Source organism: Herbaspirillum sp. WTB6 (assembly GCF_057457785.1).
In genome coordinates this window covers 363448-388074 of the sequence record NZ_CP176522.1, presented here as the reverse complement: position 1 = coordinate 388074, position 24627 = coordinate 363448, and the positions used below count along the sequence as shown (strand labels likewise).

Sequence of the window (24627 nt, the reverse complement as noted above, 5' to 3'; positions counted from 1 at the left end):
AATCCTCTGATTCAATCTGGAAATCACCATGTACATAGCCTGCAGCGCTGAAGTCTGCCTCGAGAATCCCGCATCGGGCACCCGTCGCCGAAACGTCTGGACGCTATTTCTTGCGCTCATGACGCTGCTGGCGCTGTTATTGGCCGGAACCGCCCGGGCTGGCGACCCGTTCGACGATGCGCGCTATGCGATTGGCATCAAGGACAACGCCACCGCGCTGCGCCTGATCGACAGCGGTCAATTCGATCTCAACATGCAGAATGGCGAGGGCAATACGCTGTTGAGTTTTGCGGTCGCGGACGGCAATCTTGCTATGGTCGATGCGCTGCTCGTGCGTGGCGCCGATCCAGCCATCAAGAACAAGCTTGGCATGACTTCACTGGATCGCGCGATCGGGACCATGGTCTCGGTCCGCCTCAAGCAGGCGATGGACGCGAAGGCGGGCGCCGGCGGAATCGGCAAGCAGCCACCTGCGCGTACCGGAACCGGAGATTTCGACAAGGTTCGCATGGCCATCGGCAGCCACTACAATGCGGTCGCCATCGCCGAGCTGGACAAGGGCATCGACGTCAACATGCAGAACAACGAGGGCTTTACCTTGTTGCACTTTGCTTCCAAAGATGGCAATTTGGTCATGGTGGAGGAACTGCTGCGGCGCGGGGCCAATCCCGACATCAAGGTCACGTCTGGCCAAACCGCGCTGGATATGGCGATTGGCACCATGGTCGCGGCGCGCCTGAAGGCGGCGGGTGGCAAACCCGGAATTGCCGCGAACGAGATCAAGTCGGCCACGACGGCGCTGGCGCAGAAAGCCGCTCCGGAAAAAACCAGTTCCAGCCCGGCGCGGGAGTCGCCGTATGCCAAGCTATGCGCCAGCCGCCACTACTCCTCGTCGGCACTATGCAGTGATTCCACCTGCAAGATGCGCGAATACCGCAAATGGCAGACTTGCCTGAAAACCGGCAGTTACTACTGATGATGCAGATGCCCCGCCTTGGTGGCCTGTCGGCCATCCTCGGCGCGCTGGTATTTCTGACCGTCTGGCTGCCCTTGGCCGTAATTGCTTACGCAGTGCTGAACCTGAGATGCTGCGGCCAATCCGGCACGGCCACCATGGTCACCGTGGGTGGTTGGCTGGTGGTGGCAGCCGCAACGCTGGTGCCTGCATTGCTGGCCGGGCTATTGACTGCTGTCGTGGCTGAGTTCCTGATGCGCAGACGTCCCGCTCCTTGAGGTCCGCCTCCGCAACCCTAAAGCGGGATTGTGGCTTGCGGAAGCTATAATACGGCTCCCGTTTTTGAATCCCGCTGCGCCTTGGTTGCCGGCCTGGCAGTTGGTCTGTGCATCGTTGTCTGCATCGGCCGCTGCGATCGGCCAGGCGGCGCGATGCGCGGCCCGAACCGAGCTTCGACCCTATGCAATACGTCTCCACCCGCGGCCAGTGCCCGCCGCAAGCCTTTTCCGAAATCCTGCTGGGCGGCCTGGCGCCGGATGGCGGCCTGTATCTGCCGGCGCAGTATCCGCAGGTGAGCGGCGCCGAACTCGATGCCTGGCGAGCTCTGTCCTACGCCGACCTGGCGTTTGAAATCCTGAAACGTTTCGCCACCGACATTCCGGCCGCCGACCTGAAGGCGCTGGCGCACAAGACCTACACCGCCGAGGTCTACCGCAACGCGCGTGCCGGCGACGATGCGGTACGCGTCACGCCGCTGCGCGTGCTGGAGGAATCGAATGGCAACACACTGATGCTGCAGGCGCTGTCGAATGGTCCGACGCTGGCGTTCAAGGACATGGCGATGCAGTTGCTGGGCAACCTGTTCGAGTACACGCTGGAAAGACACCATGCCGAACTGAACATCTTCGGCGCCACCTCGGGCGATACCGGCAGCGCCGCCGAGTACGCGATGCGCGGCAAGCGCGGCATCCGCGTCTTCATGCTGTCGCCGCATCGCAAGATGAGCGCGTTCCAGACCGCGCAGATGTTCAGCCTGCAGGACCCCAACATCTTCAACATCGCAGTCGAAGGCGTGTTCGACGATTGCCAGGACATGGTCAAGGCGGTTTCCAACGACCTTGAATTCAAGACGCGGCACAAGATCGGCACGGTGAATTCGATCAACTGGGCGCGGGTGGTGGCGCAGGTGGTGTACTACTTCCGCGGCTACCTGGAAGCGACCACCAGCAATGAGCAGAAAGTGTCGTTCGCGGTGCCGTCCGGTAATTTCGGCAATATCTGCGCCGGCCACATTGCGCGCATGATGGGGCTGCCGATCGACCAGCTGGTCACTGCCACCAATGAAAACGACGTGCTCGACGAATTCTTCCGCAGCGGCGTGTACCGCGTGCGCAAATCGGCCGAGACCTACCACACCAGCAGCCCGTCGATGGATATCTCGAAAGCATCGAATTTCGAGCGCTTCGTCTACGACCTGCTGGGCCGCGACGGCGCGCGCGTGCGCGCGTTGTTCCACAAGGTTGAGACCGACGGCGGTTTCGATTTGTCCGGCAAGCCCGGCAGCGACGGCGACGAATTCGCCCAGGTGGCGCAATACGGCTTCGTTTCCGGCAAGTCGACACACCAGGATCGCCTGGCCACGATCCGCGACGTGCAACAGCGCTACGGCATCACGATCGACACCCACACCGCCGATGGCGTCAAGGTCGCGCGCGAGCACCTGAAACCGGGTGTGCCAATGATCGTGCTGGAAACCGCGCTGCCGGCAAAATTCAACGAAACCATCCGCGAAGCTCTCGGGCGCGACGCCGAGCGCCCGGCCGGCTTCGAGAGCATTGAAGCCTTGCCGCAGCGCTTCGAGGTGATGGCGGCGGATGTGACGGCGATCAAGGCGTTCATTGCTTCCCGTACCGGTTTGTGACGATCGGCTCGACCGCGCAGCGGCACGTCCCAGGCCAAGCGCCCAGGCTCGAAACAAAAAAGACCCCTCGGGGTCTTTTTTGTTTTTTGGCAAGCAGATGCTGACCGGCATGAAAGCCGCCGAGGGTGGCGGAAGCGCGAGATGCCGGCAATCCGGACCAGATTCGACAACTCGCCAAGGCGGAGAGCGGACTGGCTATTTTGTTTCATTGTGGCAACTTTGCGACAGGCGATATATCATTCGCAATTCCAGGCCGACAAGAATAGTTGTCGGCTTATCGGTTCCGACATTTCGCGCCGGCCGTGCTTTGCGGCCCGCTGCATCCATGCAAGCACGCTGGCAACTCCAGCCTGACCGGATGGCGGAATCAGGCGCACGCTTTCCGAAAGGGCACCGAATGAATGCGATCAGATCGTTTGAGTGGGTTGATCTACATGCACGTGCCGTACAGATCGCCATGGTCCCGCTTCTCGCCCTGCTGATCGCAGGGGTCTACGTGCTGGTGTATGCGACCGGCGGCATCAAGTTCGTGTATTCGCACTCGATGTATTTTCCGATCCTGTTGGCCGGCTTCGTATTCGGGATTGGGGGCGGGGTTTTGGCCGGCCTGCTGGGTGGCATTGCATTGGGGCCGTTCATGCCGATCGATGTCGCCACGGGCGAACTTCAGGATACGCTCAACTGGCTGTATCGCACCGGCTTCTTTGCCCTGGTCGGGGTTGTCAGCGGTACCGCCAGCGAAAGCGCCAGATCCTATCTGCGGCATCTCAAATGGGTCGCATTGCACGATGCCGGTACGCAACTGCCGAACCGGAATGCGCTGTTCGATGCCTTGTCCAGGATGAAAAAGGAGAAGCGTGCCGCAAACTCGTCGCTCCTGGTCATTATCTCGCTGGAGAATGTGATCGAGCTGAAATCCGCATTCGGTTTCGACGTCATCGAAGAGATCATTCGGCAATCGGCCTGGCGTTACCAGGACATTTTGCCGAATAAAATTCCTGTCTATCGAATAGATACGGAGCAAATCGCGCTGCTGGTCAACTGGCAGGCAGCCGAGCAAGTGGATGCCCTGCTCGGGAAATTGGTCGACGCCACCCAACAGCCAATTGAGTTCAATGGAGTCCCCATTCATGCCGATTCACGGCTCGGCTACGTGACCTTCGGCAAGGTCGAACAGGCGCCTGAAATCTACCTGCAAAGAGCCGAATCCGCCTTGATCGCGGCCCACGAAAACGGCCTGGAATGCGTTGCCTACAGCCCGAATATCAGTATCATCGCCAGGGAAAATCTGTCCGTGCTTGGCAATTTGACGACTGCGATCGAGCAGGGGCAGTTATCGCTACACTATCAACCCAAGGTCGGCTTCGCAACCGGGCAGGTGTCCAGTGTCGAGGCGCTGATGCGCTGGCATCATCCGGAACGTGGAAACATCCCGCCAGCGGCATTCATTCCCCGTGCCGAGCAAAGCACGCTGATCCATCTAATTACCGAATTCGCGTTGGAGCAAGCGATGGAGCAAATTGTTCGCTGGAGAAAAAGCGGCATCGAGCTCCCGGTAGCCGTGAATATTTCGCCGCGCAATCTGTTGCATCCAGGATTTTCCGATCTGGTGTTGCGCCTGCTTCAGCGCTACGGGGTGAACGGCGAGTTGCTGGAACTGGAAGTCACGGAAAGTGCGCTGATGACGGACCTGGAGCAGGTGATCGTTGAACTGACCCGCTTGGCGGACGCCAAAATCATTCTCTCCATCGATGACTTCGGAACCGGATATTCATCCCTCCAGTATTTGCACAAGCTACCGATCTCCCTGATCAAGATCGATCAATCATTCGTGCGCAGACTGGGTACGGACAAGGGCGCCGCGCACATTGTCGAAGCAGCAGTGACGTTGGCTCGAAGAATGGGAATGAAGACTATCGCGGAAGGAGTGGAGACTGAAGAGGTGTACGACCTGCTGGAGAACCTTGGGTGCGACATTGCGCAAGGATTCCTGATCTCTCCGGCTTTGCCCGCGGGGGATTTTGAAAAATGGTACAAGCGCCGCGAGTCGAGCCTTTACGGTGTACGGAGTTGAGTGGCAAGAACGGCGGGCGCCAGGACGAACGGCCGCACCGGATGGGTCGGGCAGTTCGGTAGCGCCGCATGGTCCGAGGGCCCCGTTGCGCCAGCGACAGTCGATATTGCTTCAGGCTGCTCTTGCGCACCGACGCCGACGGACTATAAAGAAAAGAGCGGATGAAGTTTCATCCCGTGTCCGGGGGCTGGCAATGCTGCATCTGCCTCGGGCTCTTGATCCGGAGGGATTATGTCTCGCAAATACATCGATTGCCGGGAATTCCCGAGCGATAGCAATTGCTCCGTCGCCATGAGCGCGGATTCCGAAAAGGAACTGCTGGACGTCGCCGTGCAGCACGCGGTGGCCGTGCACCAGCACAAGGACACACCGGAGTTGCGTAGCCAATTGCGGCAATTGTTCAAGGACGGCACGCCGCCCTTGGTTGCCGAGAAGCGCGCCTAAGCTGGCATGCCGCTGATGCTGGCGCGCGTGCCAGCGCGCTGGAATGTTGAAAATCGGAACGGCAGCGCTGCCGGCGGAGAGCGTGCGTTGTCATTCCGCGCAAACAGATTTTTTCGCTCCAGGCGAGCCCTCGCTTCGTCTGCCTGTCATTTGTCGTAGCAATTTTCAAGCAGTATGTTGTATAAAATGCCTTTTGAAGCACGGATTCAACGTTATATGTCCGGAGTATATTCACCGTAACGCCGCCGTACGGTTAGTCCTGCCCACGCTGCGCAGCCATCGATCCGGTCCATCAGCACAAGTTGCCGCAGCATGCTTTACACTCCCAAGCAGTCGACGCTTTTCGGTTCTTGCCGGCCATACCCGACAGAGGGCGTGGCTCGCCGCTCACCAACAGGCGCTCGACTGAGTCCGTTTGCCGACTTTTACCGCCAAGAACTCCATTGCCATGTCCGAACCGAAACCGCCTTTGCCACCAATGCTTTCCGCGCGCCAAGCGCTCGATTTGTTGCTGGCCGGCGCGCGCCCGCTGAGCGCGAGTGAAACGGTCGCCACGCTGGAGGCCAACGGCCGCGTGCTGGCGGCTGACCAGGTGTCGCATATCGACGTACCGCCGGCCGACAACACCCAGATGGATGGCTATGCGGTGCGCGCCGCCGATTGCGCCAGCGGCACGGCGCGCCTGCGGGTGGCGCAGCGCATTCCCGCCGGGCACGTCGGCCGACCGCTACAGCCCGGCACCGCCGCCCGTATCTTCACCGGCGGGCTGATCCCGCCCGGGGCCGACGCGGTGGTGATGCAGGAAATGGCCAGCGCCGACGGCGACCATGTGACGATCAGGCACGCACCGGCGCCGGGCGAATGGATCCGCCGCGCCGGCGAGGACATCCGCGCCGGCAGCGTGATCCTGCCGGCCGGAACCAGGCTGCGGGCGCAGGAACTGGGGCTGGCGGCATCGGTCGGGCTGGCGGCGCTGCCGGTAGTGCGGCGGCTGCGGGTCGCGGTGTTTTTCACCGGCGACGAATTGGCGCTGCCGGGCGAGCCGCTGAAACCGGGCGCGATCTACAACTCCAGCCGCTACACGCTGCGCGGCCTGTTGCAAAACCTCGGCTGCGAGATCAGCGACTACGGCACCGTGCCCGATACGCTGGCGGCCACACGCGAGACGCTCTCCCGCGCCGCGCAGGAGCACGATCTGATCGTCACCTCCGGCGGCGTCTCGGTCGGCGAGGAAGACCATATCCGGCCGGCGGTGCAGGCCGAAGGGCGGCTCAACCTGTGGCAAATCGCGATCAAGCCCGGCAAGCCGCTGGCGTTCGGTGAAGTGCGCCATGCCGCTGCCGATGCCAAGGACAATGCGTTCTTTCTCGGCCTGCCCGGTAATCCGGTCTCCAGCTTCGTCACCTTCCTGCTGTTCGTCCGGCCCTTCATCCTGCGCCTGCAGGGTGTGCGGGAGGACTCCAAGGTAATGCCGCAGGGCTTCGCGCTGCGCGCCGATTTCAACTGGCCCAAGCCTGACCGCCGCAACGAATTCCTGCGCGCACGGATCAACGCCGAAGGCGGCCTCGACCTGTTCCCGAACCAGGGTTCGGCCGTCCTGACCTCGACCGTCTGGGGCGATGGCCTGATCGACAATCCGCCCGGTCGCAGCATCGCCAAGGGCGACATGGTGCGCTTCCTTCCGTTTAACGAACTGCTGTATTAATGAAACATTCGTGATGAAAATTCAACTCCGTTTTTTCGCCAGCGTGCGCGAGGCGCTCGGCATTGCCCAGGAAACCGTGACCGTGCCGCAGCAGGTGCAAAGCGTCGGTGACGTGCGCGCGTTCCTGATCGCGCGCGGCGGCGTCTGGGCGGAAGTGCTGGCCGAAGGGCGTGCGCTGCGCATGGCCTACGACCACGTAATGAGCGACGCCGATACTGCCATCCGCGAGGGCGGCGAAGTCGCATTTTTTCCGCCGGTGACGGGCGGCTGAGCCGACTGGATTATCGAAAAACATTCAAACAAACTGGAGACCGCATGACAACTGCCGCGAATATCGTCGTCGCCCTGCTGGCTGCGCTGCACTTCTATTTCCTGGTGCTGGAAATGTTTTTGTGGGAAAAGCCCGCCGGCCGCCGCGCCTTCGGTACGACCGCCGAATTTGCCACTTCGACCAAGGCGCTGGCGGCGAACCAGGGCTTGTACAACGGCTTCCTGGTGGCGGGGCTGATCTGGGGCCTGTGGCTGGGCGCCGAGGGCTTTGCGGTAAAAATCTTTTTCGTTGCTTGTATCATCGTCGCCGGCCTGTTCGGCGCCGCCACGGCCAGCCGCAAGATCCTGTTCGTGCAGGCATTGCCGGGTGCGCTTGCACTGGCCTTGCTACTGCTGTCCTGATACAACATTCGATTATTTCCAGATCATGCCCATTCGCGTCCAGACCGGGGATTTCGACCTCAACGCCGAACTGCTGCAGTTGCGCGCCGCCAATCCGAAAATCGGCGCCATCGTCAGCTTCGTCGGCACCGTGCGCGACCTCAACGATGGCGCCGGCGTGTCCGAAATGGAACTGGAACACTATCCCGGTATGACGGAAAAGGCGTTGCAGGACATCGTCGGGCAAGCACTGGCGCGCTGGAACGTGTTCGACGCGCTGGTGATCCACCGCGTCGGTCCACTCAAGCCGCAGGAACAGATCGTACTGGTGGCGGTAGCCGCCGCCCATCGCGGCGAAGCGTTCGCCGCCTGCGAATTCATCATCGATTACCTGAAAACCCAGGCGCCGTTCTGGAAAAAGGAGCAGACCGAGCAGGGCGCGCGCTGGGTCGACGCCCGCTGCAGCGACGATGCGGCGCTGGCCAAATGGGATGCCCCAGCCGGCGCCATGAAAGCGCCGCGATGAACTGGCTTGCGGTCGGACTGGGCGCGGCCTGCGGCGCATGGCTGCGCTGGGGCGTATCGACCTGGCTGAACGCCTATCACCACGCGCTGCCCTACGGCACCCTGATCGCCAACCTGGCCGGCGGCTACCTGATCGGCATTGCGGTCGGCTTTTTCGAGAAATATCCGGCGCTGCCGATCGAATGGCGGCTGCTGGTGGTGACCGGCTTTCTGGGCGGCCTGACCACCTTTTCCACCTTTTCGGCGGAAGCGATGATCCTCTTGCAGCGCGGCGAATTCGGCTGGGCGCTGGGTCACACCGCGCTGCACCTGTTCGGCTCGATCGCGCTGTGCATCGCCGGCTTTGCCACCTACCGGGCGATTGCCGGCTAAACCTTTCTTGAAAAACAAGTCCGGCGGCCTCATTTGATTTCCAGTTCATCCCGATCCGGGAAAAATTTTCTGGGAGCAATTCATGAGTCTGGACAAGATCACCACCAAGTTGCAGGAAGCGCTGGCTGACGCGCAGAGCCTGGCGGTCGGCAACGACAACCAGTACATCGAGCCGGTGCACGTGCTGTCGGCGCTGTTGAAGCAGGACGATGGCGGCGCCCGCTCGCTGCTGCAACGCGCCGGCGTCAATGTCAACGCATTGTCGAACGCGCTGCCGGGCGCGCTGGCGCGCCTGCCGAAAGTGTCCGGCACCGGCGGCGACATCAAGCCAGGGCGCGAGTTGATCGCGCTGTTGAACCTGGCCGACCGCGAGGCGCAAAAGCGTGGTGACGAATTCATCGCCAGCGAAATGGTGCTCTTGGCGCTGGCCGACGACAAATCGGAGGCCGGGCGCCTGGCGCGCGAAAACGGCCTGGAGCGCAAGGCGCTGGAAGCGGCGGTGACCGCGGTGCGCGGCGGTGCCGGCGTGTCGTCGGCGGACGCCGAAGGCCAGCGCGAGGCGCTGAAGAAATACACGCTCGATCTGACCGAGCGCGCGCGCCTCGGTAAGCTCGACCCGGTGATCGGGCGCGACGACGAAATCCGGCGCGCGATTCAGGTCCTGCAGCGGCGCACCAAGAACAACCCGGTCCTGATCGGCGAACCGGGCGTCGGCAAGACCGCGATCGTCGAGGGCCTGGCGCAGCGCATCGTGAATGGTGAAGTGCCGGATTCGCTGAAAGGCAAGCGCGTGCTGTCGCTCGACATGGCGGCGCTGCTGGCTGGCGCCAAGTATCGCGGCGAGTTCGAGGAACGCCTGAAGGCGGTGCTGCACGAACTGGCGCAGGACGAAGGGCAGACCATCGTCTTCATCGACGAATTGCATACCATGGTCGGTGCCGGCAAGGCCGAAGGCGCAATGGACGCCGGCAACATGCTGAAGCCTGCGCTGGCGCGCGGCGAACTGCACTGCGTCGGCGCCACCACGCTCGACGAATACCGCAAGTACATCGAAAAGGACGCGGCGCTGGAGCGGCGCTTCCAGAAAATTCTGGTCGACGAGCCGAGCGTCGAGGCGACCATTGCGATCCTGCGCGGTCTGCAGGAAAAATACGAGGTGCACCACAAGGTCGAGATCACCGATCCGGCGATCGTCGCTGCGGCCGAGTTGAGCCACCGCTACATCACCGGCCGCTTCCTGCCGGACAAGGCGATCGACCTGATCGACGAAGCCGCCTCCAAGATCAAGATCGAGATGGATTCCAAGCCGGAAGTGATGGACCGGCTCGACCGCCGCCTGATCCAGTTGAAGATCGAGCGCGAGGCTGTGAAAAAGGAAACCGACGAAGCTTCGATGAAGCGGCTGGCGCTGATCGAAGACGAAATCGGCAAGCTGCAGCAGGAGTATGCCGACCTGGAAGAAGTCTGGAAGGCGGAAAAATCGGTGGTGCAGGGCGGCGCCCACATCAAGGAAGAAATCGAGAAAGCGACCCAGCAGATGGAGGACGCCAAGCGCAAGAGCGACTGGCAGAAAGCCGCCGAGATCGAGTATGGCCGGCTGCCCGAGCTGAAGGCGCAACTGAAGCAGGCCGAGAGCAGCGAGGCTGAGGATACCAGGCCGAAGCTGCTGCGCACGCAAGTGGGCGCCGAGGAAATCGCCGAGGTGGTGTCGCGCGCCACCGGCATTCCGGTGTCGCGCATGATGCAGGGAGAGCGCGACAAACTGGTGCACATGGAAGACGAGTTGCACAAGCGCGTGGTGGGGCAGGACGAGGCGATCGTCGCGGTGTCGGACGCGATCCGCCGTTCGCGCGCCGGCCTGGGCGACCCGAGCCGGCCGTACGGCTCGTTCATGTTCCTGGGGCCGACCGGGGTCGGCAAGACCGAACTGTGCAAGGCGCTGGCTGCATTCCTGTTCGATACCGACGAAGCAATGATCCGTATCGACATGAGCGAATTCATGGAGAAGCATTCGGTCGCGCGCCTGATCGGCGCGCCGCCCGGCTATGTCGGCTACGAAGAGGGTGGCTACCTGACCGAGGCGGTGCGCAGGAAACCCTACAGCGTGATCCTGCTCGATGAAGTAGAAAAAGCCCACCACGACGTCTTCAACGTGCTGCTGCAGGTGCTGGATGACGGCCGCATGACCGACGGCCAGGGCCGCACCGTCGACTTCAAGAACACGGTGATCGTGATGACCTCCAACCTCGGTTCGCATCGGATCCAGGCAATGGAGGGCAGCGACCCGTCGCTGGTGAAGCTGGAGGTGATGGCCGAAGTGCGCAACCATTTCCGGCCGGAGTTCATCAACCGCATCGACGAGATCGTGGTGTTCCATGCACTGGACGAAAAGAACATCGGCGCGATCGCGAAGATCCAGTTGCACATCCTGGAGCAGCGTCTGGCGCGGATGGAAATGCGGCTGGAGGTGTCCGACGCCGCGCTGCAGAAGGTGGCCGAGGCCGGCTTCGATCCGGTGTATGGCGCGCGGCCGTTGAAGCGGGCGATCCAGCAGCAGATAGAGAACCCGCTGTCGAAGCTGATCCTGGAAGGGAAGTTCGGCCCGAAGGACGTGATACGGGTCGGCGTCGTGCAGGGTGCGCTGGCGTTCGAAAAGGGCGCATAGCAGGTTTGCCGCGCAAGCAACAGGCCGCCGGTCGGGTGAACGACCGGCGGCCTGTTTTTGTCTCGCGCCGAGGCCGGGAATCAGGCCAGCCAGGCGAACCCGATCCGGTTGATGATGGCGCCGCCCGCGACCAGCCAGGCGAACAGCAAGCCCGCCAGCAACAGGGGCTTGGCACCGGCGCGGCGAATCGCCGATAGATGAGTGGAGAGCCCGAGCGCGGCCATGGCCATGGTCAGCAGTGCCGTATCGAAATCCACCGCGCGCGCCACCAGCGACGGCGGCAGCAGCGCCAGCGAATTCAGGCCGCATACCGCGACGAAGGCAAACGCGAACCACGGGATCGTGATGCGGCCGGCGCCGGCAGCCGGATTGGCGGCGCCGCGCGCGCCATAGGCGGATGTTTGCGACCTGGCCAGATACACCGCAAGGCCGAGCAGAAACGGCGCCAGCATCATGACCCGCACCATTTTGGCGATCACCGCGGTGTTCGCCGCGTCCTCGCTGAGCGCCTGCGCGGCCGCCACCACCTGCGCCACCTCATGGATGGTGGAGCCCGCATACACGCCGTAATCGAAGGCTGAAGTGCCCATCACCTGCCATTGCAGGTTGAGCCGGTACAGCAGCGGATAGAGAAAAATCGACAGGGTGCCGAACACGACCACCGTCGACACCGCCACCGTTACCTGCTCGGAACGTGCACGCAATACGGGTTCGGTAGCCAGCACGGCGGCCGCGCCGCAAATCGAGCTGCCGGCACCGATCAGCACGACGGTATTGCGGTCCAGCTTGAACAGCCGGGTGCCGAGCAGCAGCGCCAGCCCGAACGTCGAGCCGAGCACCAGCGCGTCGATCATGACGCCGGCGATGCCGACCTGGCCGATGTCCTGGAAGCTGAGCCGAAAGCCGTACAGGATGATCCCAAGGCGCAGCAGGCTTTGCTTTGAAAATGTGACGCCAGCCCCGCAGCGGGCGGCAATCCGCGGAAACACCGTATTTCCGCCCACGATGCCGAGGATAATGGCCACGGTCAAAGGCGACAAGCCGTGCGACTGGAACCAGGCAAGTTCGCCCAGCGTGGTTGCCGCCGCCGCCAGCAAGCCGCACAGCAGCAGGCCGGGAGCCAATCCGCCCAGGTGCGCGGCCAGCGCGCCGGTATTGCGCCCGGTGTTCGCGATGCTTGGCTTCGATTCAACCGCGTCCATGTTCTTCCCCTGTTGATGATGGTCATCAAAAAGCCGGTATGGAGCGCAGTGTAGGGGACTATGAACAAATAATAAAACGAGTTATATTTGTACAATTAACTTATTTTATAAATTAATGACGGATTCAGAGCATGCGCCTGACACTGCGGCAACTACAGATTTTTACGGCGGTGGCGCAGGCCGGCAGCACGGCTGCCGGAGCCGACGCGGTGGCCTTGTCGCAATCGGCGGCCAGCGCCGCCCTGAACGAGCTGGAAGGGCTGCTGGATACGCGGCTGTTCGACCGGGTCGGCAAGCGCCTGCTGCTGAACGACAACGGCCGGCTGCTGCTGCCGCAGGCCAGGCAGATGCTGGACGCGGCGGCCGCGATCGAGCAGCAGTTCGGTGCCGCCGATGCGGCCGGCGGGCTTGGGTTGCACATCGGCGCCAGCACGACGATCGGTATCCATGTATTGCCGCGCATTCTGGCCGAGCTGGATGCCGGCAGTGGCGGCATGCGGGCTCGCGTGACGATTGCCAACACGGCCGAAATCGCGGCGGCAGTGGCCAATTTCGAGCTGGATGCCGGTTTGATCGAAGGGCCTTGCCACCAGCCGGAACTGCATGTCGAGCCGTGGATCGGGGATGAACTGATCATCGTTGCCGCTCCGGATCATCCGATTATGGGCGGCCGGCCAGAGCGCAAGGTGCCGTTGGCAGCGTTGCGCACCGCCGAATGGCTGCTGCGCGAGCCGGGCTCGGGCACCCGGGAAGCGGTCGAGCACGCGTTGATGCCCCACTTGCATCATGTGCAGCCGGCCGGAGAGCTGGGTAATTCGGAGGCGATCAAGCACGCGGTAGCGGCCGGGCTGGGGATCGCCTGCCTGTCGCGCCTGGTGGTGGCGGACTTTCTGGCGAGCGGCCGCCTGCTTGAATTGCGCACGCCCTTGCCGCCGCTGACGCGGCGTTTTTCGTTGATCTACAACCGCCACAAATTCCTGTCCACGCGCCTGCTGGCCTTGCTGGCGGTTTGCCGCCAAACGGATTGATCGATGCCGCAAGCCGCCGGCAAGCGCCGGGGAGCGCGCCTTACTTCGGGCTTGCCGTGAAAAACGCCGACGGCGACTGGCCGAAGGTTTTCTTGAACATCGCCGAAAACGCCGACTGGCTGGCGTAGCCGAGTTCCGCCGCCACCTGCGACAGCGGCCGGCCGCGCGCGATCATCGGCGCCGCGTGCGCCAGCCGCACTTGCTGGCGCCAGGCGCGAAAGCTCATGCCGAGTTCGCGCTCGAACAGTCGCGCCAGCGTGCGTGGCGAGGCGCCGGCGCGCAGCGCCCATTGGTCGAGGGTGTGCGTGGCGGCGGGATCGGCGATCAACATCTCGCACAGCGCTTTCAGGCGCTTGTCGGCCGGCAGCGGCACGCAGATCGGCAGGGTGGGCAGGCGCGCCAGTTCGTCCAGGATCAGGCTGCGCAGCAGGCTTTCGCGGCGGCCGATGCCGTCGCCATCGGCCAGCGCAACGATCAGTTCGCGCAGCAGCGGCGATACCTCCAGCACCCTGCAGTCGGCGCCGGCAAACGGCGCGTGTTGGGAATCGACGTACAGCACGCGCAGCCGGGTCTGTTCCAGCGTGGTGATTTCATGCGTCAGGTCGGGCGGAATCCAGATCGCGCGCAGCGGCGGCACGATCCAACTGCTGTTGCCGGCGGTGACGCGCACGATGCCCTCCAGCGCGTAAGTCACCTGGCCCCAGGCATGGCTGTGCGCGCGCAACTGCCGTTCGCGTTCCAGGTCGCGTGCCAGCAGCCGCAGCGGGCGCCGCGCATCGGGCTCGAAACCGGGCGGGCGCGGGGTGGTGTGGGTCAGGGGTTGAACCGGCATGGCGATGGTTTGGCTGGTTTTCGATAGAAATTGTCGTTCTATCTTAAAACAGACGTTCGCTTTTTGCCTACACTGAGGCATTCCGCTGCTTTTGAGAGAAATGTATGGCAACTGCTACACCCGGCTTGCGCCAGGACGCCAAGGTGATCGGACTGGTCGGGGCCGCGCACGGCGTTTCGCATTTCTTTCATCTGATTCTGGCGCCGCTGTTTCCGTGGCTGAAGGAAGCGTTCAGCCTGTCGTATGCGGAGCTCGGCTTTCTGATGACGGTGTTTTTCATCGTCTCCGGCGTCGGCCAGGCGCTGGCCGGTTTCGTGGTCGATCGTTTCTCCGCGCGCACCGTGCTGTTCTTCGGCCTCGGCTGTCTGGCGGTATCGGCGCTGTCGCTGTCGGTCGCGCAGAATTATCCGATGCTGCTGGCCGGCTCGATGCTGGCTGGACTCGGCAACAGCGTATTCCATCCGGCCGACTTCACCCTCCTCAACAAGCGGGTTTCCGGCACGCGCCTGGGGCATGCGTTTTCGGTGCACGGCATTTCCGGCAACCTGGGCTGGGCGGCGGCGCCGATCTTCCTGGCCGGCATCGCCAGTCTGTCGAACTGGCGCATGGCCCTATTCGCAGCCGCCTTCATCCCGCTGGCGGTGCTGCTGGTGCTGGTGTCGTGTCGCGACCTGCTGGCGACGCCGGCCGTGCAAGCCGGCGTCGCCGGCCCTCACGCGAGCGCGCAGCCGAAGGTGGATGTGCTCGGTTTTTTGCGGCTGCCGGAAATCTGGATGTGTTTTGCCTTCTTCGTCATCAACGCGATGGCGCTGGGCGGCATCCAGAGCTTTTCCTCGACCAGCCTACGCGACCTGTACGGCATGCCGCTGGCCTGGGCCACGACCGGCTTTACCGCCTACATGCTGGCCTCGGCGGTGGGCATGGTGGTGGGCGGGTTCGCCGCCTCGAAGAGCGAGCGTCCCGACCGCATCATCGCCTTGTCGCTGGCCGCTTCCGGCGTGATGGCGCTGCTGATCGCGCCCGGCGCGGTGCCGGCGCTGTTGGCAATCGTGCTGATGGGCGGGGTCGGTTTCGGCGCCGGCGTGGCGGGGCCGTCGCGCGACCTGATGATTCGCGCGGCGGCGCCGAAGAACGCCACCGGCCGTGTGTACGGCGTGGTCTACTCCGGCAATGACATCGGGCTGGCGTTTTCGCCATTGATGTTCGGCGCGATGATGGATAACAGTCACCCGGCCTGGGTGTTCGTGCTGATCGGCGCCTTCCAGTTCCTGGCGATCCTGACCGCGCTGCGGGTCGGCACCAATACCGCGCGCAAAAACGCGTTTGACGCGCAAGCCGCTTGAAGCCGTGCCCCAGGCGCGGCAGGGGCATTTATAATCGGCGCCTGATCGTTTGAGTGAATCGGAAAAGAACCATGTCTTTTGCTACCTGCGATATCTGCGATGCCCACGAGGATAAGCTGACCAGCTCCGGGCTGGCGGTGCTACCGCCGGTATTTGCGGCGTTTGGCGCCCGGCCGAAGTTCGCCGGCCCGGCCACCACGCTGAAGGTGTTCGAGGACAACGCACTGGTGCGCGCCACGCTGGAAACCCCCGGTAACGGCCACGTGCTGGTGATCGATGGCGGCGGCAGCCGGCGCTGCGCGCTGGTCGGCGGCAACCTCGGCCAACTGGCGGAAAAAAACGGCTGGGCCGGCATCGTCGTCGACGGCTGCATCCGCGATGCCGAAGAACTGAACGCCTGCCAGATCGGCGTGCGGGCGCTGGCCACACATCCACGCCGGGGCGCCAAGGCCGGCGCTGGCGAGCGCGACCTGCGGGTCACGATTGCCGGCGTCGCGGTCGACCCCGGCAACTGGATTTATGCGGATGCGGATGGGGTGCTGGTGGCGCTGGAAAAACTGGCGTAGCTCGCGCACCGCTTCTTCGCCTGCTCCGGATACTCCCAGTCATTCAGTCTGATCCCGGGCGTGGTCTTGGCGATTTTTTAGCATACTGTCGATTCTGGCGTTAGCCGAAGCGGTAAGCAGACAGCGTGGTTTCCATCACGCGGTCGGAAAACACGCGCCGCCCGCTGCCTTCAGGACCCGCGCCGGCCGCCACCATCAGCGGCAGCAGGTGTTCCTCGGCACGCGGCGGATGCGACAGGCGCGCCGACGGCGCCTGCGCCCATTGCCGCAATAGCGCGTCGCGCTGCGCCGGCGCCGACTCCACCGCCGCCGTCAGCCAGCGGTCGAACTCGTCGGAAATCGGCCCGAAGCGCGGGTCGCCGTAGCCGCGCATGTTGTGGAAACTCATGCCGCTGCCGACGATCAGCACGCCCTCGTCGCGCAGCGGTGCCAGCGCGCGGCCCGCGTCCAGGTGCGCCTGCGGGTCGAGATCGGTGCGCAGCGACAGTTGCACCACCGGGATGTCGGCCTTGGGGAACATCAGCTTCAAGGGAACGAACATGCCGTGGTCGAAACCGCGCGCCGCGTCCTGCCGCGAGACAACGCCGGCCTGGCTCAGCAGCTCGGTGATGCGCGCCGCCAGCGCCGGGCTGCCGGGCGCGCCGTAGCGCAATTCGTAGGTATGGCGCGGGAAGCCGGAATAGTCATAGATCAACTCCGGCTGCGCGCCGCTGGTGACGCTGAATTGCCGCCCCAGCCAGTGCGCCGAGACCAGCACGATGGCGCGCGGCGGCGGCAGCGTATCGGCCACGCCCTTGAGGAAGTCGGCCATGCGGTTCCAGGTGGCCGGCGGGTTCCAGTCCATGAAGAAGCAGGGGCCCGCGCCGTGCGGGATGAACAGCGTCGGCATGCGTGCCGGCGCCGGAGTTGAGTTGGTCGACATAGGGGTTCTCCGGTCTGAGGGGATCATGAGCTACAGTATAATTTTCGATTGAATGCAAGAGAATCCCTCAAAAACAGCGATGACTTATTACCAGGAGTAGGAGCTGATGCTGGATCGCGTCACTGGAATGCGCGTCTTCGTGCGCGCCGCCAGCGCCGGCAGCCTGTCGGCCGCCGCCCGCCACCTCGGCATGTCGCCGGCGATGGCGACCAAGCACGTCGACGCGCTGGAGACGCACCTCGGCGTCAAGCTGTTCCACCGCACCACGCGCCGGCTGAGCCTGACCGAAGCCGGCAGCGGCTATCTCGATGCCTGCCAACGCATCCTGCCGGAAATCGACGAAGCCGAGGCCAATGCCGCCTCGCAGCGGATCGAGGCCAGCGGCCTGCTGCGCATGAATGTGCCGCTGTCCTTCGGCACGCTGTTCGTCGCGCCGCTGCTGCCCGAATTCAGCCGCCGCCATCCGGCGGTCAAGGTCGAGTTGGGCTTGAACGACAGCCAGGTCGACTTGCTCGACGGCGGCTGGGACATGGGCATACGCGTCGGCCGGCTGGGCGACCTCCCGCTGCAGGCGCGCAAGCTGGGTGATTGCGACATGGTGCTGTGCGCCGCACCCGGCTATCTGGACCGGCGCGGGATGCCGCGCCGCGTCGCCGAACTGGCCCAGCACAACTGCCTGGGCTATACGCTGTCGTCCTGGGTCGGCAGCAAGGAATGGGCGTTCGGCCGCGACGGCGACGTACGGGTGGCGATCAGCGGCGATCTGATGGCCAACAATGGCGAAGCCCTGCTGGCAGCAGCGCTCGGCGGCCAGGGCCTGATCTACCAGCCGCAGTTCGTGGTGGGCGCCGCCGTGCGGCGCGGCGATCTGCTGGCGATCGAGCTGGACCATCCGCCATTCGCGCTGGGTGGCATCCACGTGCTGTATCCGCCGGAGCGGCGGCCGCCGGCCAAGGTGCGGGTGATGATCGACTACCTGGTCGAGGTTTTCCGCCAACCGGCGTGGCAGGAGGTCGCGCGCTCCCGCACTCGGCTTCGGCAACCTGAAGAAAACAGTCTTGAATAGAAACCGGGAGCGTTCCGAAACAAGCCTGCTGCAATCACACGCATTCGGGTTGTGGCGGAACCAGTGCCCGCTGCCTGCAAGCCGGCGCTTGGCACCGGCGGTTTGTCGCGCGAGCGATTACCGCCGGTCTTCCTTTAACGTGACCGTCTTGTCTTTCGGAGTGGGAGAGAAATGATAGTAAAGACCATTCAGATACTCCGTAACGGCGGCGATATCTTCATTGTTCCAGCCGAGTCCCGTATTGCTTTGCCAGCGACGGACCTGCTTGGTCAGGCTCCCCCAGTCTTTCGCCAGCCGCTGGTCGCGCCAATGTACTTGCGTCGTATGACAGGCGATGCAATGGGTCGTATATAGCAATTCGCCACGCGACTTTTCAGCTTCGGATGCGGCATGTAGGTTTACGCAGGTGAGGGTGAGAATACCTGCTGCCAGAACTTTTCGGCATGAGCACTTATCCACTTGAACACTCCTGTTTTCCTGTTGTTGATCGCCAGGGATCGGCCAACTGGGTTCCTGCGCGAGACCTCGCCTCCTGACCATCCGGCTGCCACGTTCCGAGCCGCTCTTATGCGCTGGCGGCGTTCAACAAGTCGATATCGGCAGCCGACAGGCCGAGCCGAACCGCCCGGATCAGGCTGTCGACCTGTTCCACTGTGGTGGCGCTGGCAATCGGCGCAGTGACGCCAGGGCGCGCGATCAGCCATGCCAGCGCCACCTCGGCCGGCGCCGCGCCGTGCGCGCCAGCGACGGTATCCAGCGCAGCCAGGATGCGCAAGCCGCGCGCATCGAGATACTTGCTGACGCGCTGGCCGCGCACGCTCTTGTTCAAATCGTCCTTGGAGCGATATTTGCCGGACAGGAAGCCCGAGGCCAGGCTGTAGTAGGTGATGACGCCCAGGCCCTCGGCCAGGCACAGGTCGCGCAGCGCGCCTTCAAATCCGCTGCGGTCATACAAGTTGTATTCGGGCTGCAAGACTTCATAGCGCGGCAGGCTCTTTTCCGCCGACACCGCGAGCGCCTCACGTAATTGCGCGGCGTCATAGTTGGAACAGCCGATCGCGCGCACCTTGCCCTGCCGGATCAAGGTCTCATAGGCGCGCAGGGTTTCCTCGATCGGCGTGTCGGGATCGGGACGATGGCTCAGGTACAGGTCGATGTGATCGGTCTGCAGCCGCCGCAGCGAATCCTCGACCTTGGCCATGATGGCGCTGGCCGCCAGCCCCTTGCCGCCCGAGCCGCCGAGCCAGCCGACCTTGGTGATGATGACCATCTTGTCGCGTCGTTCGGGCGAGGCCTTGAGCCAGTTGCCGATGATGGTTTCCGATTCGCCGCCCTGGTTGCCCGGAACCCAGGCCGAGTAGGCATCGGCGGTGTCGATCGCGTTCAGGCCGGCATCGACGAAGCGGTCGAGCAGCTTGAACGAGGTGGCCTGGTCGGCGGTCCAGCCGAAGACGTTGCCGCCGAAGACTAGCGGGGCGATTTCGAGGCCGGTACGGCCGAGCTGGCGTCGCTTCATGGTGGTTCCTTATGCTGTAGGTGGAGAGGGGCTTCGATCCTTTTCCCGGGCTGCAATGCCGCCGGATGGATGGCAGCCTGAGGATCATCTGCAAGGATAGGGCGTTTTTGCTGCGGCCACAGGAGCGGCGCCGAATGAGACCATTCGGAAACGGCAGCGTAAGGTCGGGCGTGTCGACTGCCGGCTGCTTTCAGGATTGCGGTTTTGCTGGCGGTTTCCCGACAGCCTCCCGGTGCCAGGAACAAGGCGCGCAGGTTCCGTGTTTGCGTGACGAGGAAATATTTCCTAGCATGGGATCTTCAGGCGTTTTACTGAATTCAAACGGGCGCCGCCGCCGGTCCCGGAAAAAGAAAGGGCAATCCCATGCACAGTATTTCGTTCAGCGTCGAGGCGTCGGTCTGCACCATCACGCTCAACCGGCCCGGCAAGCGCAACGCCGTCAACGGCCCGATGGCGGCCGAACTGCGCGCCGCGTTCGAGCGCTTTGAAGCCGACGATACCTTGCGCGTCGCGATACTAACCGGCGCCGGCGGCAATTTTTGCGCCGGCGCCGACCTGGGCGCGATCGCCGATCCGGCCTTGCGCAACGAACTCGACCCCGAGGGCGGCGGCAGCGGCCCGATGGGACCGACCCGCATGGCCTTGAGCAAACCGCTGATCGCCGCGGTCAACGGCCACGCGGTCGCCGGCGGCCTGGAACTGGCCTTGCTGGCCGACCTGCGGGTGGCTGACGAGGATGCGGTATTCGGCGTGTTTTGCCGGCGCTGGGGCGTGCCGCTGATCGACGGTGGCACCGTGCGCCTCCCGCGCATCGTCGGCATGGGACGCGCGCTTGACCTGATCCTGACCGGGCGCCCGGTGGCGGCCAACGAAGCGCTCGGCATGGGCCTGGTCAACCGCGTCACGCCAGCCGGCGGCGCGCTGGCGGTGGCGCAGGACCTGGCGCGCCAGATCGCGGCCTTTCCGCAGCAATGCATGCTGGCCGATCGCCGCTCCGCCTATGAACAGTGGGACCTGCCCTTGTCGGAGGCGCTGCGCCGCGAAGGGGCGCAGGGGGTGCCGATCGTCTTTGCCGAGGGCGAGGCGGGCGCCGCTCGCTTTGCGCAGGGGGCCGGGCGGCACGGTCGTTTCGGCAACTGATTTTTGCGGCTGAAAACATGCGATGAAGAGTGAAACCAGGGGCAGAGTAATTTTCGCAAAAAGTCGCGAAAAAACTCAGACACTCAATAACTCGGTACCCGCTGGCGGATGCCAGTTTCATATACTACTGATAATGACATTCAATTCCGCATGTAAATTCTGTATTTGTTAAATATACCCCTATGTCAAGCCAATAAACCAATCATCCGTCGCCAACCCTCCGCTACTCATAGCAGCTCCACGTCCGGCAAATTCAGGTAACAGCTTTCGCGCGTGCTGGCGACGAAATCGGCCAGATACGGCTTGGCCGACAACTCCGGCAGGCAGGCGGCGTACAGCCGGCCGGTCAAGCCCTCTGGCGTGATGCGCTTGGCCAGCACGTAGTCGCGGTCCAGGTAATTCTGCGCGGCCCAGATCGGCAGCGTGGCGATGCCGCGCCGGCTGGCCACCAGTTGCAGCATCGCCACCGTCAGTTCGGTGGTCCGGCGCGCCGCCGCCTGCACGCCGGCCGGCTGCAGCACTTGCCGCACCACGTCGAGCATCTCGTCCGGCACCGGGTAGGTGATCAGGGTGTCGCTGGCGAAATCCTCGGCCGTCAGGTAGTCGCGTCCGGCCAGCGGGTGCTCATGCGCGATCAGCGCCACGATCTCGAAGCGGAACAGCGGATGGTAATCGACCGTCTCGTCCGGGTCGATTTCCGAGACGATCGCGATGTCTGCGCGGTGTTCGTACAACAGGCCGACCGGATCGGCCTGGAAGCCGGACACGATATCCAGCTCCACCTCGGGCCAGCGCAAACGGAACACGTCCATCGCCGGCATCAGCCAGTCGAAGCAGGTGTGGCATTCGACCGCGATCCGCAACTGGCCGGCGGTGCCCTGGTTCAGGCGCGCCAGATCGCGCTCGGCTTCCTCCACCTGCGGCAGGGTGGCGTCGGCCAGACGCAGCAGCCGCTCGCCGGCCGGGGTGAAGCGCACCGGTACCGATTTGCGCTCGAACAGCGCGATGCCGTGGTGCTCCTCCAGTTGCTTGATCTGGTGCGACAGCGCCGATTGCGTCAGGTTGAGCAAAGTGGCGGCGCGCAGCAGGTTGCCGGCTTCGCGCAGCGCGACCAGGGTTTTCAGGTGACGCAGTTCCAGGATCGAGGACATGGCAATAGATGTATGAATGAAATTCAATATGATTCGCAATATTTCTCGTTTGAATCATAAATGACCGTAGTCCATCATGGCAAGCATCGAACATCGTCTTTGGAGCAGCCATGGCAATCGCACACACCCTGGGTTTTCCGCGCATCGGCGCGCAACGCGAGCTGAAATTCGCACTGGAATCGTTCTGGCGCGGTGAAATCACCGAAGCGGTGCTGCACAACACCGGCCACGAATTGCGCGCGCGCCACTGGGCGGCGCAGCGGGCCGCCAGGCTGGATTTCGTCACGGTCGGCGATTTCGCCTGGTACGACCAGGTGCTGAATACGCTGGCGCTGCTGGGCGCAACGCCGGCGCGCTTTCCATTGACGGCGCCGCTCACCTTGTCCGATTACTTCACGATGGCGCGCGGCAGCGAGCGCCACTTCGCGATGGAAATGACCAAGTGGTTCGATACCAATTACCACTACTTGGTGCCGGAATGGACCGCCGACCTGCGCTTCGATGGCGGCGTCGACTGGCTGTTCGACGAAGTGGCGGAAGCGGCGGCGCTCGGCCATCGCGCCAAGGCGGTGCTGCTGGGGCCGCTGTCGCTGCTGTACCTGGGCAAGATCAAGTTTGGCCTGGCGCACAAGCTCGACCTGCTGCCGCGCGTGCTGGCCGCTTACCAAAGGGTCTTGCAGCGCCTGCGTGACGCCGGCATCGAATGGGTGCAGATCGACGAGCCGATCCTGGCGCTGGAACTGGACGTGACCTGGCGCGCGGCGTTTGCGCCGGCCTACGCCGTGCTGGCGCAAGGTGCGCCGAAGATTCTGCTGGCCACCTATTTCGACGAAGTGCGCGAGCATGCCGCCTTGCTGCGCGAGCTGCCGGTGGCCGGCGTGCACCTGGACTTGGTGCGCGGCGCCGATCAGCTCGATGTTTTCCTGCCTGACTGGCCGGCCGACCGGGTGCTGTCGGCAGGCGTGATCGACGGCCGCAACATCTGGCGCGCCGACCTCGAGCGCTTGCTGGCCGTGCTGGAGCCGCTCAAGGCGTGCCTCGGCGAGCGGCTGTGGGTGGCGCCGAGCTGCTCGCTGCTGCACGTGCCGGTCGATCTGGCGCAGGAAAGCGCGCTCGACGACGAGCTGAAAGGCTGGTTGGCATTCGCCCTGCAGAAGCTGGACGAGGTGGCGGCACTGGCGCGCCGCTTGGACGGCGACGTCGCCGGCACCGAGCAGGCGTTCGCGGCAGCGCGCGCCGCCGTTGCCGCGCGCCGCAGCTCGAGCCGCATCCACAACAGCCTGGTACAGAAACGCCTCGGGCAGATTGCCGACAGCGACAGCCGGCGCCATTCGGCTTTCCCGGAGCGCATCAAGGCACAGCAGGCGAAATGGCAGCTGCCGCTATTCCCCACCACCACCATCGGCTCGTTCCCGCAAACCGCCGCCATCCGCCAGGCGCGCAGCGCCCACAAGCGCGGCGAACTGAGCCACCTCGACTACCTGGAACGCATGCGCGACGAAATCCGCCTGGCGGTACAGCGCCAGGAAGAACTTGGCCTTGACGTGCTGGTGCACGGCGAAGCCGAGCGCAACGACATGGTCGAATATTTCGGCGAGCAGTTGTGGGGCTACGCCTTTACCGCCCACGGCTGGGTGCAGAGCTACGGCTCACGCTGCGTCAAGCCGCCCATCATCTACGGCGACGTCTACCGGCCGGAAGCGATGACGGTGGAGTGGAGCCGCTTCGCGCAAAGCCTGACCACCAAGCCGATGAAAGGCATGCTGACCGGCCCGGTGACGATGCTGCAATGGTCCTTCGTGCGCGACGACCAGCCGCGCGCCACCACCGCGCTGCAGATCGCGCTGGCGCTGCGCGACGAAGTGCGCGACCTGGAACAGGCCGGCATCGGCATGATCCAGATCGACGAACCGGCCTTCCGCGAGGGGTTGCCGCTGAAAAGCCGCAACTGGCGTCACTATCTCGACTGGGCAGTGCGCGCCTTCCAGATTAGCGCATCAGGCGTGGCCGACAGCACGCAGATCCACACCCACATGTGCTACTCGGAATTCAACGACATCCTGCCCTGGATCGCGGCGATGGATGCCGATGTCATCACCATCGAAACCTCGCGTTCCGACATGGAGCTGCTGGACGGCTTCGGCGAATTCGACTACCCGAACGACATCGGCCCCGGCGTCTACGACATCCATTCGCCGCGCGTGCCGCGGGTCGAAGAAATGACGCGGTTGCTGCACAAGGCGCGCGGCGTGATTCCGGATGCGAGGCTGTGGGTCAACCCGGATTGCGGACTGAAAACGCGCGGCTGGGTGGAAACTTGCGAGGCGCTGGAGAATATGGTGAAGGCGACGCGGGAATTGCGGCGTTTGGTGGAGGCCGGGGAAGGGCGGGTCAAGGCGGCTTGATGGAGGGCCACTTTTGGGGTGCTGTTCAGAACGGTTGTGCGGATTTTTTATGTTGTTTCCGGCTTGATGGCAGCTATCGACCGAGGCTGTGTGAAAGGGTCAAAAAATCTGGGCGCCGAAAAATCGACCTCTCAGATCGGCCGC

At 63.8% G+C, this 24627-nt stretch carries 23 protein-coding genes; 17 read left to right on the top strand and 6 right to left on the bottom strand.

The features are described from left to right. Positions 1 to 28 precede the first annotated feature (28 nt). The 11 genes from ACK2VC_RS01815 to clpB all read left to right on the top strand — a co-directional run bounded on the left by ACK2VC_RS01815 (position 29) and on the right by clpB (position 11312). Positions 29 to 976, top strand: coding sequence for an ankyrin repeat domain-containing protein (locus ACK2VC_RS01815; protein ID WP_486731885.1), 948 nt, complete (start codon positions 29 to 31; stop codon positions 974 to 976). Further along, on the top strand, positions 940 to 1233 hold the full coding sequence (locus tag ACK2VC_RS01810; protein ID WP_486731884.1) for a hypothetical protein: 294 nt from the start codon (positions 940 to 942) through the stop codon (positions 1231 to 1233). The genes ACK2VC_RS01815 and ACK2VC_RS01810 overlap by 37 nt, the downstream gene beginning before the upstream one ends. 182 nt (positions 1234 to 1415) lie before the next feature. Then, complete coding sequence (gene thrC / locus ACK2VC_RS01805; RefSeq protein WP_486731883.1) at positions 1416 to 2876, top strand: threonine synthase; 1461 nt, start codon at positions 1416 to 1418, stop codon at positions 2874 to 2876. Between the two features lie 325 nt (positions 2877 to 3201). After that, entirely contained in the window at positions 3202 to 4950 is a 1749-nt protein-coding gene (locus ACK2VC_RS01800) for a putative bifunctional diguanylate cyclase/phosphodiesterase (RefSeq protein WP_486731882.1), read from the top strand. A 231-nt stretch (positions 4951 to 5181) separates the two neighbouring features. Continuing rightward, the gene (locus ACK2VC_RS01795) at positions 5182 to 5394 is read left to right on the top strand and encodes a DUF1059 domain-containing protein (RefSeq protein WP_486731881.1); all 213 of its coding nucleotides are present in this window, start codon (positions 5182 to 5184) and stop codon (positions 5392 to 5394) included. Between the two features lie 448 nt (positions 5395 to 5842). Then, positions 5843 to 7099: a molybdopterin molybdotransferase MoeA gene (locus ACK2VC_RS01790; RefSeq protein ID WP_486731880.1), complete on the top strand. Its 1257-nt coding sequence runs from the start codon at positions 5843 to 5845 to the stop codon at positions 7097 to 7099. Between the two features lie 13 nt (positions 7100 to 7112). Continuing rightward, on the top strand, positions 7113 to 7370 hold the full coding sequence (gene moaD / locus ACK2VC_RS01785; RefSeq protein ID WP_486731879.1) for a molybdopterin converting factor subunit 1: 258 nt from the start codon (positions 7113 to 7115) through the stop codon (positions 7368 to 7370). A gap of 44 nt (positions 7371 to 7414) precedes the next feature. Beyond that, positions 7415 to 7771, top strand: a complete 357-nt coding sequence (locus ACK2VC_RS01780; protein ID WP_486731878.1) for a DUF1304 domain-containing protein — start codon at positions 7415 to 7417, stop codon at positions 7769 to 7771. A 25-nt stretch (positions 7772 to 7796) separates the two neighbouring features. Continuing rightward, positions 7797 to 8276: a molybdenum cofactor biosynthesis protein MoaE gene (locus ACK2VC_RS01775; protein ID WP_486731877.1), complete on the top strand. Its 480-nt coding sequence runs from the start codon at positions 7797 to 7799 to the stop codon at positions 8274 to 8276. Continuing rightward, the gene (crcB, locus tag ACK2VC_RS01770; RefSeq protein ID WP_486731876.1) at positions 8273 to 8647 is read left to right on the top strand and encodes a fluoride efflux transporter CrcB; all 375 of its coding nucleotides are present in this window, start codon (positions 8273 to 8275) and stop codon (positions 8645 to 8647) included. The genes ACK2VC_RS01775 and crcB overlap by 4 nt, the downstream gene beginning before the upstream one ends. Before the next feature lie 82 nt (positions 8648 to 8729). Beyond that, entirely contained in the window at positions 8730 to 11312 is a 2583-nt protein-coding gene (gene clpB, locus ACK2VC_RS01765; RefSeq protein WP_486731875.1) for an ATP-dependent chaperone ClpB, read from the top strand. A gap of 80 nt (positions 11313 to 11392) precedes the next feature. On the opposite strand, the gene ACK2VC_RS01760 is transcribed toward clpB, so the two are convergent. Continuing rightward, complete coding sequence (locus ACK2VC_RS01760; protein ID WP_486731874.1) at positions 11393 to 12514, bottom strand: YeiH family protein; 1122 nt, start codon at positions 12512 to 12514, stop codon at positions 11393 to 11395. Between the two features lie 131 nt (positions 12515 to 12645). Here ACK2VC_RS01760 and ACK2VC_RS01755 point away from each other — a divergent pair, with 131 nt between their 5' ends. After that, positions 12646 to 13542, top strand: coding sequence for a LysR family transcriptional regulator (locus ACK2VC_RS01755; RefSeq protein ID WP_486731873.1), 897 nt, complete (start codon positions 12646 to 12648; stop codon positions 13540 to 13542). Positions 13543 to 13582: 40 nt separating this feature from the next. Here ACK2VC_RS01755 and ACK2VC_RS01750 read toward each other — a convergent pair whose 3' ends face one another. Continuing rightward, positions 13583 to 14374: an AraC family transcriptional regulator gene (locus ACK2VC_RS01750; RefSeq protein WP_486731872.1), complete on the bottom strand. Its 792-nt coding sequence runs from the start codon at positions 14372 to 14374 to the stop codon at positions 13583 to 13585. A 104-nt stretch (positions 14375 to 14478) separates the two neighbouring features. Between ACK2VC_RS01750 and ACK2VC_RS01745 the strand changes: the two genes are divergently transcribed. Together ACK2VC_RS01745 and rraA are read left to right on the top strand one after the other, a co-directional pair. After that, positions 14479 to 15717, top strand: coding sequence for an MFS transporter (locus ACK2VC_RS01745; RefSeq protein ID WP_486731871.1), 1239 nt, complete (start codon positions 14479 to 14481; stop codon positions 15715 to 15717). 71 nt (positions 15718 to 15788) lie between these two features. Then, entirely contained in the window at positions 15789 to 16283 is a 495-nt protein-coding gene (rraA, locus tag ACK2VC_RS01740; RefSeq protein ID WP_486731870.1) for a ribonuclease E activity regulator RraA, read from the top strand. Between the two features lie 100 nt (positions 16284 to 16383). Here rraA and ACK2VC_RS01735 read toward each other — a convergent pair whose 3' ends face one another. Further along, positions 16384 to 17205, bottom strand: a complete 822-nt coding sequence (locus ACK2VC_RS01735) for a DODA-type extradiol aromatic ring-opening family dioxygenase (protein WP_486731869.1) — start codon at positions 17203 to 17205, stop codon at positions 16384 to 16386. A gap of 106 nt (positions 17206 to 17311) precedes the next feature. On the opposite strand from ACK2VC_RS01735, the gene ACK2VC_RS01730 reads away from it, so the two are divergent. Beyond that, complete coding sequence (locus ACK2VC_RS01730; protein WP_486731868.1) at positions 17312 to 18271, top strand: LysR family transcriptional regulator; 960 nt, start codon at positions 17312 to 17314, stop codon at positions 18269 to 18271. Positions 18272 to 18388: 117 nt separating this feature from the next. Here ACK2VC_RS01730 and ACK2VC_RS01725 read toward each other — a convergent pair whose 3' ends face one another. After that, entirely contained in the window at positions 18389 to 18730 is a 342-nt protein-coding gene (locus ACK2VC_RS01725; RefSeq protein ID WP_486731867.1) for a c-type cytochrome, read from the bottom strand. Positions 18731 to 18836: 106 nt separating this feature from the next. Further along, entirely contained in the window at positions 18837 to 19787 is a 951-nt protein-coding gene (locus ACK2VC_RS01720; RefSeq protein ID WP_486731866.1) for an aldo/keto reductase, read from the bottom strand. Positions 19788 to 20150: 363 nt separating this feature from the next. On the opposite strand from ACK2VC_RS01720, the gene ACK2VC_RS01715 reads away from it, so the two are divergent. Beyond that, entirely contained in the window at positions 20151 to 20927 is a 777-nt protein-coding gene (locus tag ACK2VC_RS01715) for a crotonase/enoyl-CoA hydratase family protein (RefSeq protein WP_486731865.1), read from the top strand. Between the two features lie 227 nt (positions 20928 to 21154). On the opposite strand, the gene ACK2VC_RS01710 is transcribed toward ACK2VC_RS01715, so the two are convergent. Then, complete coding sequence (locus tag ACK2VC_RS01710) at positions 21155 to 22078, bottom strand: LysR family transcriptional regulator (RefSeq protein WP_486731864.1); 924 nt, start codon at positions 22076 to 22078, stop codon at positions 21155 to 21157. Between the two features lie 110 nt (positions 22079 to 22188). Here ACK2VC_RS01710 and metE point away from each other — a divergent pair, with 110 nt between their 5' ends. Further along, positions 22189 to 24483: a 5-methyltetrahydropteroyltriglutamate--homocysteine S-methyltransferase gene (metE, locus tag ACK2VC_RS01705; protein WP_486731863.1), complete on the top strand. Its 2295-nt coding sequence runs from the start codon at positions 22189 to 22191 to the stop codon at positions 24481 to 24483. Positions 24484 to 24627: the final 144 nt, after the last annotated feature.

What these genes read in the sequence shown, in the direction of transcription:
- ACK2VC_RS01775 (WP_486731877.1), top strand. Translation starts at nt 7,797, where the DNA reads ATGCCCATTCGCGTCCAGACCGGGGATTTCGACCTCAACGCCGAACTG.
- ACK2VC_RS01760 (WP_486731874.1), bottom strand. Translation starts at nt 12,514, where the DNA reads ATGGACGCGGTTGAATCGAAGCCAAGCATCGCGAACACCGGGCGCAAT.
- ACK2VC_RS01810 (WP_486731884.1), top strand. Translation starts at nt 940, where the DNA reads ATGGCAGACTTGCCTGAAAACCGGCAGTTACTACTGATGATGCAGATG.
- moaD (WP_486731879.1), top strand. Translation starts at nt 7,113, where the DNA reads ATGAAAATTCAACTCCGTTTTTTCGCCAGCGTGCGCGAGGCGCTCGGC.
- ACK2VC_RS01755 (WP_486731873.1), top strand. Translation starts at nt 12,646, where the DNA reads ATGCGCCTGACACTGCGGCAACTACAGATTTTTACGGCGGTGGCGCAG.
- ACK2VC_RS01710 (WP_486731864.1), bottom strand. Translation starts at nt 22,078, where the DNA reads ATGTCCTCGATCCTGGAACTGCGTCACCTGAAAACCCTGGTCGCGCTG.
- ACK2VC_RS01745 (WP_486731871.1), top strand. Translation starts at nt 14,479, where the DNA reads ATGGCAACTGCTACACCCGGCTTGCGCCAGGACGCCAAGGTGATCGGA.
- rraA (WP_486731870.1), top strand. Translation starts at nt 15,789, where the DNA reads ATGTCTTTTGCTACCTGCGATATCTGCGATGCCCACGAGGATAAGCTG.
- ACK2VC_RS01800 (WP_486731882.1), top strand. Translation starts at nt 3,202, where the DNA reads ATGCAAGCACGCTGGCAACTCCAGCCTGACCGGATGGCGGAATCAGGC.
- ACK2VC_RS01720 (WP_486731866.1), bottom strand. Translation starts at nt 19,787, where the DNA reads ATGAAGCGACGCCAGCTCGGCCGTACCGGCCTCGAAATCGCCCCGCTA.
- ACK2VC_RS01715 (WP_486731865.1), top strand. Translation starts at nt 20,151, where the DNA reads ATGCACAGTATTTCGTTCAGCGTCGAGGCGTCGGTCTGCACCATCACG.
- ACK2VC_RS01795 (WP_486731881.1), top strand. Translation starts at nt 5,182, where the DNA reads ATGTCTCGCAAATACATCGATTGCCGGGAATTCCCGAGCGATAGCAAT.
- ACK2VC_RS01730 (WP_486731868.1), top strand. Translation starts at nt 17,312, where the DNA reads ATGCTGGATCGCGTCACTGGAATGCGCGTCTTCGTGCGCGCCGCCAGC.
- metE (WP_486731863.1), top strand. Translation starts at nt 22,189, where the DNA reads ATGGCAATCGCACACACCCTGGGTTTTCCGCGCATCGGCGCGCAACGC.
- ACK2VC_RS01735 (WP_486731869.1), bottom strand. Translation starts at nt 17,205, where the DNA reads ATGTCGACCAACTCAACTCCGGCGCCGGCACGCATGCCGACGCTGTTC.
- clpB (WP_486731875.1), top strand. Translation starts at nt 8,730, where the DNA reads ATGAGTCTGGACAAGATCACCACCAAGTTGCAGGAAGCGCTGGCTGAC.
- crcB (WP_486731876.1), top strand. Translation starts at nt 8,273, where the DNA reads ATGAACTGGCTTGCGGTCGGACTGGGCGCGGCCTGCGGCGCATGGCTG.
- thrC (WP_486731883.1), top strand. Translation starts at nt 1,416, where the DNA reads ATGCAATACGTCTCCACCCGCGGCCAGTGCCCGCCGCAAGCCTTTTCC.
- ACK2VC_RS01750 (WP_486731872.1), bottom strand. Translation starts at nt 14,374, where the DNA reads ATGCCGGTTCAACCCCTGACCCACACCACCCCGCGCCCGCCCGGTTTC.
- ACK2VC_RS01780 (WP_486731878.1), top strand. Translation starts at nt 7,415, where the DNA reads ATGACAACTGCCGCGAATATCGTCGTCGCCCTGCTGGCTGCGCTGCAC.
- ACK2VC_RS01790 (WP_486731880.1), top strand. Translation starts at nt 5,843, where the DNA reads ATGTCCGAACCGAAACCGCCTTTGCCACCAATGCTTTCCGCGCGCCAA.
- ACK2VC_RS01815 (WP_486731885.1), top strand. Translation starts at nt 29, where the DNA reads ATGTACATAGCCTGCAGCGCTGAAGTCTGCCTCGAGAATCCCGCATCG.